Here is a 1,085-nt window from a genome sequence, read left to right on the forward strand (position 1 = left end):
GTCTTCCGTACATGTCAAGGGTAGGTAAGGTTTTTCGCGTTGCATCGAATTAATCCACATCATCCACCGCTTGTGCGGGTCCCCGTCAATTCCTTTGAGTTTTAATCTTGCGACCGTACTCCCCAGGCGGTCAACTTCACGCGTTAGCTACGTTACCAAGCCAATGAAGGCCCGACAACCAGTTGACATCGTTTAGGGCGTGGACTACCAGGGTATCTAATCCTGTTTGCTCCCCACGCTTTCGTGCATGAGCGTCAGTATTGGCCCAGGGGGCTGCCTTCGCCATCGGTGTTCCTCCACATCTCTACGCATTTCACTGCTACACGTGGAATTCCACCCCCCTCTGCCATACTCCAGCGCTGCAGTCACCAATGCAGTTCCCAGGTTAAGCCCGGGGATTTCACATCGGTCTTACAGCACCGCCTGCGCACGCTTTACGCCCAGTAATTCCGATTAACGCTCGCACCCTACGTATTACCGCGGCTGCTGGCACGTAGTTAGCCGGTGCTTATTCTTCCGGTACCGTCATCCTCCCACCGTATTAGGGCGAAAGTTTTCTTTCCGGACAAAAGTGCTTTACAACCCGAAGGCCTTCTTCACACACGCGGCATTGCTGGATCAGGGTTGCCCCCATTGTCCAAAATTCCCCACTGCTGCCTCCCGTAGGAGTCTGGGCCGTGTCTCAGTCCCAGTGTGGCTGGTCGTCCTCTCAGACCAGCTACAGATCGTCGCCTTGGTAGGCCTTTACCCCACCAACTAGCTAATCTGCCATCGGCCGCCCCTTGAGCGCGAGGCCTTTCGGTCCCCCGCTTTCCTCCACAGAGCGTATGCGGTATTAATCCGGCTTTCGCCGGGCTATCCCCCACTCCAGGACACGTTCCGATGTCTTACTCACCCGTTCGCCACTCGCCGCCAGGCCGAAGCCCGCGCTGCCGTCCGACTTGCATGTGTAAGGCATGCCGCCAGCGTTCAATCTGAGCCAGGATCAAACTCTTCAGTTCAAACCTGTTACTGTTTTCGGTTCTTGACGAACCGGTCGCTCACTCAAAATCACTGACAGATGGTTCGACCGGGTTTCTCAACCC

The 1,085-nt window shown here is 55.9% G+C and carries 1 rRNA gene; it reads right to left on the reverse strand.

Annotation, left to right across the window (positions count from 1 at the left end):
* Window positions 1-1,001: ribosomal RNA gene (locus VSR68_RS42470) — 16S ribosomal RNA — on the reverse strand; the annotation flags it as partial.
* Between the last annotated feature and the right edge of the window lie 84 nt (window positions 1,002-1,085).

It is taken from the genome of Paraburkholderia phymatum (assembly GCF_038900715.1).
GTDB lineage: Bacteria > Pseudomonadota > Gammaproteobacteria > Burkholderiales > Burkholderiaceae > Paraburkholderia > Paraburkholderia phymatum_A.